At 62.0% G+C, this 9,475-nt stretch carries 12 protein-coding genes; 9 read left to right on the top strand and 3 right to left on the bottom strand.

From position 1 onward, the window contains the following. Nucleotides 1–13: 13 nt before the first annotated feature. The 6 genes from WF331_RS23990 (at nucleotide 14) to WF331_RS24015 (ending at nucleotide 3,570) form a co-directional block, all read left to right on the top strand. A complete protein-coding gene (locus WF331_RS23990; RefSeq protein ID WP_016498223.1) occupies nucleotides 14–562 on the top strand; it encodes an Rnf-Nqr domain containing protein in 549 nt (182 codons plus the stop codon). Beyond that, nucleotides 559–1,530 (top strand): RnfABCDGE type electron transport complex subunit D, encoded by a 972-nt coding sequence (locus tag WF331_RS23995; protein WP_016498222.1) that lies wholly within the window; start codon nucleotides 559–561, stop codon nucleotides 1,528–1,530. Before WF331_RS23990 ends, WF331_RS23995 begins: the two co-directional genes overlap by 4 nt. Next, nucleotides 1,527–2,129, top strand: a complete 603-nt coding sequence (locus WF331_RS24000; RefSeq protein WP_016498221.1) for an RnfABCDGE type electron transport complex subunit G — start codon at nucleotides 1,527–1,529, stop codon at nucleotides 2,127–2,129. Before WF331_RS23995 ends, WF331_RS24000 begins: the two co-directional genes overlap by 4 nt. Then, complete coding sequence (locus WF331_RS24005; RefSeq protein WP_016498220.1) at nucleotides 2,122–2,646, top strand: hypothetical protein; 525 nt, start codon at nucleotides 2,122–2,124, stop codon at nucleotides 2,644–2,646. Before WF331_RS24000 ends, WF331_RS24005 begins: the two co-directional genes overlap by 8 nt. A 4-nt stretch (nucleotides 2,647–2,650) precedes the next feature. Next, nucleotides 2,651–3,289: an endonuclease III gene (gene nth, locus WF331_RS24010; protein WP_016498219.1), complete on the top strand. Its 639-nt coding sequence runs from the start codon at nucleotides 2,651–2,653 to the stop codon at nucleotides 3,287–3,289. 104 nt (nucleotides 3,290–3,393) lie between these two features. Next, nucleotides 3,394–3,570: a PA3496 family putative envelope integrity protein gene (locus tag WF331_RS24015; protein WP_016498218.1), complete on the top strand. Its 177-nt coding sequence runs from the start codon at nucleotides 3,394–3,396 to the stop codon at nucleotides 3,568–3,570. A gap of 55 nt (nucleotides 3,571–3,625) precedes the next feature. Here the strand turns inward: WF331_RS24015 and WF331_RS24020 are convergent, their stop codons facing one another. Beyond that, complete coding sequence (locus WF331_RS24020) at nucleotides 3,626–4,249, bottom strand: response regulator transcription factor (protein WP_016488774.1); 624 nt, start codon at nucleotides 4,247–4,249, stop codon at nucleotides 3,626–3,628. 371 nt (nucleotides 4,250–4,620) lie between these two features. On the opposite strand from WF331_RS24020, the gene WF331_RS24025 reads away from it, so the two are divergent. After that, a complete protein-coding gene (locus WF331_RS24025; protein ID WP_016498217.1) occupies nucleotides 4,621–5,103 on the top strand; it encodes a hypothetical protein in 483 nt (160 codons plus the stop codon). Between the two features lie 70 nt (nucleotides 5,104–5,173). Here WF331_RS24025 and WF331_RS24030 read toward each other — a convergent pair whose 3' ends face one another. Together WF331_RS24030 and WF331_RS24035 are read right to left on the bottom strand one after the other, a co-directional pair. Further along, a complete protein-coding gene (locus WF331_RS24030; protein WP_016498216.1) occupies nucleotides 5,174–6,391 on the bottom strand; it encodes an argininosuccinate synthase in 1,218 nt (405 codons plus the stop codon). A 183-nt stretch (nucleotides 6,392–6,574) separates the two neighbouring features. Beyond that, nucleotides 6,575–7,534 (bottom strand): flagellar protein MotY, encoded by a 960-nt coding sequence (locus WF331_RS24035; protein WP_016498215.1) that lies wholly within the window; start codon nucleotides 7,532–7,534, stop codon nucleotides 6,575–6,577. Nucleotides 7,535–7,664: 130 nt separating this feature from the next. On the opposite strand from WF331_RS24035, the gene pyrC reads away from it, so the two are divergent. Both pyrC and rnt read left to right on the top strand, forming a co-directional pair. After that, nucleotides 7,665–8,711 (top strand): dihydroorotase, encoded by a 1,047-nt coding sequence (gene pyrC / locus WF331_RS24040; protein ID WP_061202888.1) that lies wholly within the window; start codon nucleotides 7,665–7,667, stop codon nucleotides 8,709–8,711. Between the two features lie 23 nt (nucleotides 8,712–8,734). Beyond that, the gene (gene rnt / locus WF331_RS24045) at nucleotides 8,735–9,382 is read left to right on the top strand and encodes a ribonuclease T (protein WP_217435874.1); all 648 of its coding nucleotides are present in this window, start codon (nucleotides 8,735–8,737) and stop codon (nucleotides 9,380–9,382) included. The last annotated feature ends 93 nt before the right edge of the window (nucleotides 9,383–9,475 follow it).

Genomic DNA, 9,475 nt, shown 5'->3' on the forward strand with positions numbered 1-9,475 from the left:
CTATCGTCATCTCATGAGCGACTACATCCTGGTCCTGATCAGCGCCGCGCTGGTCAATCACCTGTGCCTGCTACAACCGTCAGCCCCCAGGCTGCACTTGCATGTGCACGGCCTGGCCTGCGCGCTGTGCATTGCGCTGGGCGTGATCGGTGCCCAGTTGCTGATGCGAGGGGTGCTTGCCCCGTTGCACATCCAGGACCTTGCCCTGTTCGTGCTATTGCCCTGGCTGGCATTGCTTGCATGGGGTGTGCCGTGGCTGCTGGCCAAATGGCGCCCGACCTGGCCCGTGACGGGGTTGCCAGCCCTGCTCTTGAGCAATGCCGTAGCGCTTGGGCTGGCGCTACAGCAGGCCAGCGACGACAGCACGTGGCCCGCCATCCTGCTGCAAGCCTTGCTGGCCGGTGCTGGCTTCTGGCTGGCGCTGGTCTTGTTCACTGACCTGCGTCAGCGCAGTGCCCATGCCGATATCCCCGGCGTGCTGCGCGGCCTGCCTATCGAATTGATCGGTGCCGGGGTAATGGCCATGGCATTTTCCGGTTTCAATGGGTTGTTTGCACAATGAACACCAGCCCCGACCCGCGACTACGTACCAGCATGGGCCTGGTCTTGCTGGCCTGCATACCTGGCCTGCTGACACTGCTGTGGCTGCACGGCTGGGGTTTGCTGGTAAACCTGTTGCTCTGCGCCAGTGCCGCCATACTCTGCGAAACCCTGCTGCTTGCAATGCGCGGGCAACCGCCGAAGCCGGCGCTGAGCGATGGAAGCGCACTGGTGACAGCCGTCTTGCTGGCGTGCGCCCTGCCCACCCTCGCCCCTTGGTGGTTACCTGTGGTCGCCACCAGCGTTGCCATCGGCATCGGCAAGCAAGCGTTTGGCGGTGTCGGGCGCAACCTGTTCAACCCGGCCATGGTCGGTTATGCCTTCGTATTGCTGAGCTTCCCGTTGCAGATGAGCCATTGGCCAGGGCCTGCACCTGGCCTGCTGGAAAGCCTGCAGCAGGTGTTTACAGGTGGTCACATTGATGCCTGGGCTCGGCCTACGCTGCTCGACGGCCTGCGCCACAATCGCAGCCTGACCATTGACGAGCTGTTCGCCAGTCATCCGGGCTTCGGCAGTATTGGCGGCAGGGGCAGCGAATGGGCCAACCTGGCGTTCCTGCTTGGCGGGCTGTTCCTGCTGCAGCGCAAGGTGATCAGCTGGCACGCGCCTGCGGGCTTGCTGGCAGGGCTATTCGTGTTCAGCCTGTTGGGCTGGAACGGTTCGGGGTCGGACTCCAACGGTTCACCCTTGCTGCACCTGTTCTCTGGGTCGACCATGCTGGCGGCGTTCTTCATTGCCACCGAGCCCGTCTCCGGCCCCAAGAATGAGTGGGCCAGGTTGTGCTTCGGCCTGGGAGCCGGGCTGCTGATCTACCTGATTCGCACCTGGGGCAGCTACCCGGATGGCACGGCATTCGCCATCTTGCTGATGAACCTCATGGCACCGAGCCTTGAGCGCCTGGCCCTGCAGCGCCAGCAGGCCACCCGATGAACCGCCTTGCGCGTGACGCAGGCCTGCTGCTGCTGACCGGGGCACTGGCTGTGTCTGCCACGCTGACCTGGCGACATTGGACCAGTACCGCCATCGTCAGCGCCGAGAAGCAACTGCAAAGCCGCCAGCGGCTGGCGGTGCTGCCCGAAGGCAGTTACGACAACCAGCCACTGGACAGCCCCCTGCCAAGGCCCGCCGCACAGCGGCCAAATAGCCGGATCCTGGCAGCTTACCGGGCCACCCGAGCCGGCGCGCCCACCGCAATCATCCTGATCACCCAGGCCCAAGGTTATGTCGGGCCGATCGTGCTGAGCATCGCCATCGCCGCCGACGGCCGGCTGATCGGTAGCCAAGTGGTCGAGCAACAGGAAAGCCCGGGGTTGGGCGCACGCCTGGGGGACCCACAGGTGCACTGGCTGGAGCAGTTTGCCAACCGTCAGTTGGGCGACCACTGGGCGCTGAAGCGGGACCAAGGCGACTTTGACCAACTGGCCGGCGCAACCGTGACCTCACGGGCCGTGATCACGGCACTACAGGAGGCCCTGAGCTACTTCGATGAGCAGCGCAGCATGCTGCTGGAGGTCACCCCGCATGAATAACGTCTACTGGCTGGCAGCAAGCCTTGTGCCCATGCTCGGTGCCACCGTAACGCTGCGCGAGGGCGCCGCCATCGGCGTGTGCGCGATCGTGATGGTTAGCCTGCACCAGGTGTTGCTGGCACCCTTGCGCCAGCGGCTGGCCAACTGGGCGTACGTGCTGGCAAGCCTGTTGCTGTTGGCCGCCCTGGCAAGCTGCCTGCAACTGGCCTTGCGTGCGTGGCTGCTGCCACTGGCCATAGCCCTGGGCCACTATCCAGCGCTGCTTTGCCTGCCATGCCTGGCCTACGACCACCTGTTGCCTGACCAGGGCCGCTGGCGCCTGCTCGTCAGGCACCTTGGCGCCGTGCTTGGCATCTGCCTGCTGCTCGGCACCAGCCGCCAAGGGTTGGCTGAGCTGACCGGCCTGCACCTGGCCAGCCTGGCCCCCGGCGCGCTGCTACTGCTCGGACTGCTGCTGGCCTTGTACAATCGCCTGCGTCCGGGCCCTGCCCACCCACGTCGTCAAGGAAAGCTCTGATTTCATGAATGCCGCCAAACGCCTGGAGATCTTTCGCAGGCTGCACGAAGACAACCCCGACCCCAAGACAGAACTGGCCTACACCACCCCGTTCGAACTGCTGGTCGCCGTGACGTTGTCTGCGCAATCCACTGACGTCGGCGTCAACAAGGCCACCGCCCGCCTGTTCCCCGTCGCCAACACCCCCGAGGCCATCCATGCCCTGGGCGTTGAAGGCCTGAGCGAATACATCAAGACCATCGGCCTTTACAACAGCAAGGCCAAAAACGTCATCGAAGCCTGCCGGATGCTGATAGAGCAGCACGGCAGCGAGGTGCCGCAAACCCGCGAAGCGTTGGAGGCACTGCCCGGCGTGGGCCGCAAGACCGCCAACGTGGTGCTTAACACTGCCTTTCGCCAGCCGACCATGGCGGTGGATACCCATATATTCCGGGTCAGCAACCGCACGGGCATCGCGCCAGGCAAGACGGTGCTGGAGGTAGAGAAGAAACTGGTCAAGTTCGTGCCAAAGGATTACCTGCTCGACGCCCATCACTGGTTGATCCTGCATGGACGCTATGTTTGCCAGGCCCGCAAGCCAAGGTGTGGCAGTTGCCGGATCGAAGACTTGTGCGAATACAAGCACAAGACCAGCGACGATTGAGCCGATAGCTCAAAACCACTCGCGGCGATTGAAAAAATCTTTTTTACCAGCGTCTGCTTTCTGGTTATAAGGACGGCCAATGGCCCCTTGGCTTGGAGCGACTCATGAGCACCGATAAAGACGACCTGTCGATCGAAGATGATTTTGTTGCCACAGAGGATGAAGCGGAACCCCAGGTGGAAAGCGCAAAGACCAACCTGAGCAAACGCCGCACCATCGACAACATGCTGGAAGAACGGCGCCTGCAAAAGCAGCTGGCCGATTTCGACTACGACCTGTAGCGCTGCTCGGGAGCCCTGGCAAAGCCTCCGGACGGGAGGCTTTGCGGCCTGGCAGTCAGTTAAGACCTTGCCGCTGCGCCAGTTCGATCAGGTCAACCAGCGACCGCGCATTGAGCTTGAGCAATAGCCGGGACTTGTAGGTACTGACCGTCTTGTTGCTGAGGAACATGCTGTCGGCAATTTCCTTGTTCGAGCGCCCCCGCGCCAACTGCTGCAACACGGTCATCTCGCGCGCTGAAAGACGGTTGACCATATCCGTCTCGCTCCCCCCTCCCCTGCCACGCGACGCATGCAAGGCCTGGTTGGGGAAGTAGCTGTACCCAGACAACACGGCCTTGATGGCGCTGAGCAATTCGGTGAGCTCCTGCTGCTTGCACACGTAACCCGATGCCCCCGCCTGCATGCAGCGCATCGAGAAGTTGCCGGGGGCCTGCGACGTCAGTACCAGGACTTTGCTGCCCGGGCTGAACGTTGCCATGCGCGCTATCACCTCCAGGCCATCAAGCCTGGGGATGCCGATATCCAGTACCACGATATCCGGCAGGTGTTGCCGTGTGAGTTGCAGTGCAGCCACCCCGTTGTCGGTTTCCGCCACCACGTCATACCCATGCCGCTCCATCAGCATGCGCACGGCCAGGCGTATGACCGGATGATCATCCACGATAAGCACTTTATTCATGCGATATCCATTGATTCATTGTTTTTGCTTTGGCACGCCACGATAACCGACAGGGCGTCCGATGGCGCGGCGAATTCCCAGCGAAACTGATGAGCAGATGAAACTTACAGAACTTACGGAAATTTCCTACAAATAATTACTGCAGTTGTAATAACTAAATTCTTTATCACCAAACTGACGGTATCACCCGCCCGCAATTTCGCACCAGTTGAAAAACTGACGCCCACTTGAAGAAACATCCAACTCAAACAAGGTGAAAAATCAAGGCAACCAGGCTATTCGGCGATTAGTTCTCACCCGGAAACCGGTCCAGTCTTTAGTTGAGTTCAACGGTCCGGTATAGATGGGCAAAACCGCTGGAGACGGCCCAAATGACCCAAGCACAACCTGTCGCCCCGCTGACGATCATTGCCATCTTCGCGGGGATCATCGAAGCCTCCGCGCTCGCGACACTGCCGTTTCTCAGCGAGTCCAGCCAAAAACTCTACACCTGGTTTCTGGTGGGCTTCCCGTTTTTTCTCACAGCACTGTTCTTCCTGACGCTCAATTTCAACTACAAGTCCTTCTATAGCCCATCGCCCGGCAGAACGACCGATGACAACATGCCGATCCCCAACAACGTGGCAACTCCTGCCATGACCAACGGTCCCCACGAAGCGACCAAGGGCGAGCCAGTCACGTTCATGTTTTCCGGCCCCGACGCCAACCGCATGATGGAACAGCAACTCCTGTCTGCCCTAGCCCACCCCCCCGTACCAGCGCGCACCTGGCGCTTTTGTAATCTGGACAGACGTCAATGTGCGCAGCTGTCGATCAGCGCACTCGAGGGCAATGTCGTGAACGACGAGCGCTAAACGCCCGGACTTTTCTGCAGCCAAAAAAAACCCCGGCCTGAGCCGGGGTTTCTACGACACGTGCCAGCAATCAGAGCAGCGAACGGCCCTTGTTGGCAGCAATGCGCATGCGCAGTGCGTTCAGCTTGATGAAGCCGGCCGCGTCCGCCTGGTTGTAGGCGCCGCCATCTTCCTCGAAGGTCGCGATGTTGGCATCGAACAGCGAGTCGTCCGACTGGCGGCCGACCACGGTCACGTTGCCTTTGTACAGCTTCAGGCGTACCACGCCATTCACGTTGACCTGCGAAGCGTCGATCATCTGTTGCAGCATCAGACGCTCCGGGCTCCACCAGTAGCCGGTGTAGATCAGGCTGGCGTACTTCGGCATCAGCTCATCTTTCAGGTGAGCGACTTCGCGGTCCAGGGTGATCGACTCGATGGCACGGTGGGCCTTGAGCATGATGGTGCCGCCTGGGGTCTCGTAGCAGCCACGCGACTTCATGCCGACGTAACGGTTCTCGACGATGTCCAGGCGGCCGATGCCGTTGGCACCGCCGATACGGTTCAGGTCGGCCAGGACGGTGGCCGGAGTTTTCTCGACGCCATCGATCGCAACGATGTCACCGTTACGGTAGGTGAGCTCGATGTAGGTCGCCTGGTCCGGGGCGTTCTCAGGCGAGACGCTCCAGCGCCACATGTCTTCTTCGTGCTCGGTCCAGGTATCTTCCAGGACACCGCCTTCGTAGGAGATGTGCAGCAGGTTGGCGTCCATCGAGTACGGCGACTTCTTCTTGCCGTGGCGCTCGATCGGGATGCCGTGCTTTTCGGCGTAGTCCATCAGTTTTTCGCGGGACAGCAGGTCCCACTCACGCCATGGGGCGATGACCTTGACGCCTGGTTTCAGGGCGTAGGCACCCAGCTCGAAACGCACCTGGTCGTTGCCTTTGCCGGTGGCGCCATGGGAAATGGCGTCAGCGCCGGTTTCGTTGGCGATTTCGATCAGACGCTTGGCGATCAGCGGGCGGGCGATGGAAGTACCCAGCAGGTACTCGCCTTCGTATACGGTGTTGGCGCGGAACATCGGGAACACGAAATCACGCACGAATTCTTCGCGCAGGTCGTCGATGTAGATCTCTTTAACACCCATTGCCTGGGCCTTGGCACGGGCCGGCTCGACCTCTTCGCCCTGACCCAGGTCAGCGGTGAAGGTCACCACTTCGCAGTTGTAGGTATCCTGCAGCCACTTGAGAATCACCGAAGTATCAAGGCCGCCGGAATACGCCAGTACGACCTTTTTTACGTCCGCCATGCCATCACTCCACGGGGTTGTACGGAAAGGGATCGATTCTAACGGCCTTGCGGATAAATTTACAGTGGGGCGACAGCTTCTGACGACAAAGCGACAGGAACTGTCGGAAGGGCGACGGGTGTATGCATGAACATCTCACAGGCGCTGGAAATGTCGTGGCAACCCCCTGGAGCCACACCGATCTCAGGGCGCCTTCGCCCCCGGCGCGGCAGCAGCCGGGCTGGCCGGGGCCGGGGCCGCGGCAGCAGGCGCCGCTCGTTCAGCCGGTTTATCGGCGGGTTTCTCAACCACTGCCACCCGATCCAGCTCGATATTCACCCGGCGATTGCGCGCCCGATTGGCAGCGCTGTTGTTCTTCACCAACGGGTACTGCTCGCCATGGAAGCGCACCGTGATCTGTTCTTCAGCCAAGCCATGGGCCTTGAAGTAATCAGCCACCGCCAGCGCGCGACGGCGCGACAGGTCACGATTGGTCAGGCGGTTGCCACTGTTGTCGGAGTGGCCGTTCAGCTCGATGTGGTTTACCGTCGGGTCGGCTTTCATGTAATCCAGGATCACATCCAGCCGTGCACGCGCCGACGCGTCCAGATCGGTGCCGCCACCCGGGAAGCCCACCTGGGTCTGGCGCACCTGATCGTAATTCATTGGCAGCAGCTTGCTGGCACAAACCTGGTAGTCGCTGTAGGCCTTGGCGAAGCTGACCGGCAGCACGCGCACTTCCATCGGCCTGCCGGCCTCACCGGTGTAGTTGCGTACCACGGTGCTGCGCCCGTCGAGCAGGCCGTTTATCAGGCGGCTGGCCTGGCCTTGGGAAGAACTGAACAGCACCCCTGTACGGGCCATGCGCACGCTGCCCAGGTTGATATCACCCCGCCCAGGCTGCCACGGCGCCGCCGCCGCCAGCAGGCTGGCTGTACCTGCACCCAGTACGTTGCTGTCCGAACGCAGCTGGAACACCGGCTGTTCACCTGCCCGGCGCACGAACTCGCCGCTGCCAAAACCTTCTATTGGCTGGATCAGACGGCACTCGAACTGGTCACCCTCGACCTTCCAGGCAATGTTCTCCATGCGCGTCTGGAAAGTCAGTGCGCCGGCCGGCAGGCTGGCGAACAGGGTCAACAGGGTTAGGTAACGCTGGCGCACGGGCGGCTCCACAAATTCTGACGGCTTACCTGCAGGCTATCGGACGCCTGCCGGAAAACTTGATAGCCGTGCTCGCCCCAGGGTTTTCCGGTAGCATTGGGGCTTGAGTTCGACCCGCCTGGAATCCCCAATGTCCGATCGCCTGACCCTCCTGCGCCCCGACGACTGGCACATCCATCTGCGCGATGGTGCCGTCCTGCCCCACACCGTTGGCGACGTGGCGCGTACCTTCGCCCGTGCCATCATCATGCCCAACCTGGTTCCTCCGGTGCGTAATGCCGAGCAGGCTGGTGCCTACCGCGAGCGCATTCTGGCTGCCCGCCCGGCCGGCAGCCGCTTCGAGCCGCTGATGGTGCTGTACCTCACCGACCGCACCAGCCCCGAGGATATCCGCGCGGCCAAGGCCAGCGGTTTCGTGTACGCCGCCAAGATGTATCCGGCCGGCGCTACCACCAACTCCGATTCCGGCGTGACCAGCATCGACAACATCTTCCCGGCCATAGAGGCACTGGCGGAAGTGGGCATGCCGCTACTGGTGCATGGCGAAGTTACCCGCAGCGAGATCGACGTGTTCGACCGCGAAAAGCGCTTCATCGACGAGCACATGCGCCGTCTGGTCGAGCGCTTCCCGACGCTGAAGGTGGTGTTCGAACACATCACCACCAGCGACGCCGCGCAGTTCGTCACCGAGGCCCCGGCCAACGTCGGCGCGACCATCACCGCCCAGCACCTGCTGTACAACCGCAACCACATGCTGGTTGGCGGCATTCGCCCGCATTTCTACTGCCTGCCGATCCTCAAGCGCAACACCCACCAGGTGGCGCTGCTGGACGCGGCCACCAGCGGTAACCCGAAGTTCTTCCTGGGCACCGACTCGGCACCGCACGCTCGTCACGCCAAGGAAGCCGCCTGCGGGTGCGCCGGTTGCTACACCGCCTACGCGGCCATCGAAATGTACGCCGAAGCGTTCGAGCAGCGTAACGCGCTGGACAAGCTGGAAGGCTTTGCCAGCCTGCACGGCCCGGCCTTCTACGGCCTGCCGGCGAACACCGACACCATTACCCTGGTGCGTGAAGAATGGACCGCCCCGGACACCCTGCCGTTTGGCGAGCAGACCGTAATCCCGCTGCGCGCCGGTGAAAAACTGCGCTGGCGCCTGCTGGAGGAAAACGCGTGAGCGAAGAACTCTACGAAGACGACATGGACACCCAAGGCAGCAGCGGTTCGCGCCACCCGATGGCCGAGCGCTTCCGCGGCTACCTGCCGGTAGTGGTGGATGTGGAGACAGGTGGTTTCAACAGCGCGACCGATGCCCTGCTGGAAATTGCCGCCGTCACTATCGGCATGGACGAGAAAGGCTTCCTGTTCCCCGAGCACACCTACTTCCACCGGGTAGAGCCGTTCGAGGGCGCCAACATCGAAGCCGCAGCGCTGGAGTTTACCGGCATCAAGCTGGACCACCCGCTGCGCATGGCCGTCAGCGAGGAAAGCGCGCTGACCGACATCTTCCGCGGCGTACGCAAGGCACTCAAGGCCAATGGCTGCAAGCGGGCGATCCTGGTCGGCCACAACAGCAGCTTCGACCTGGGCTTCCTCAATGCGGCGGTGGCGCGCAACGACCTGAAGCGCAACCCGTTCCACCCGTTTTCAAGCTTCGACACCGCTACCCTCGCGGGCCTGGCGTATGGCCAGACCGTGCTGGCGCGTGCCTGCCAGAGCGCGGACATCGACTTCGACGGGCGTGAGGCGCACTCGGCGCGTTATGACACCGAGAAGACGGCCGAGCTGTTCTGCGGCATCGTCAACCGCTGGAAAGAGATGGGCGGCTGGCGCGATTTCAACGATTGAGTTGAATCCAGGGGCCGCGCTGCGGCCCTTTCGCGGCACAAGGCCGCTCCTATGTATGGACTCGCCTACATTGTCTAGCTGCTTTGAACATAG

The organism is Pseudomonas sp. YNh, assembly GCF_037993085.1.
GTDB classification, from domain to species: domain Bacteria; phylum Pseudomonadota; class Gammaproteobacteria; order Pseudomonadales; family Pseudomonadaceae; genus Aquipseudomonas; species Aquipseudomonas putida.